At 70.2% G+C, this 326-nt stretch carries 1 protein-coding gene; it reads left to right on the top strand.

Features of this window, described 5'->3' with window-relative positions; genetic code table 11:
* A partial coding sequence (locus KUA57_RS09525; RefSeq protein ID WP_218494163.1) for a hypothetical protein occupies positions 1–326 on the top strand: 326 nt, incomplete at both ends.

Raw genomic sequence — 326 nt, 5'->3', positions numbered from 1 at the left:
GCCTGACGCTGACCGGTCGCCTGGGCTTTCCGGCCTACCGCAGCAAGGCCATCGGCGCCAACTACGACATGCTGGTGAGCGACAGCGGCTTGACCCTGGGCCTGGCCGCCAGCTATGCCAAGAGCGAGCCGGGCCGCGACCTGGCGCTGCTGAACGTCGCCAGCGACGTGCAGGCCTACTCGGTCACCCTCACCTATCCGCTGATCCGCACGCGCCTGGAGAACCTGCGCGCCTTCGGCATGCTGGACGTGCGCAACGTCGCCACCGACATCACCGACGCGCCGTTCACGCGCGACCGCCTGCGCGTGCTGCGCCTGGGCCTGAGC

The organism is Streptococcus vulneris, from assembly GCF_019218685.1.
GTDB classification, from domain to species: Bacteria; Bacillota; Bacilli; order Lactobacillales; family Streptococcaceae; genus Streptococcus; species Streptococcus vulneris.
This window is presented reverse-complemented; position numbering and strand designations above follow the sequence as displayed.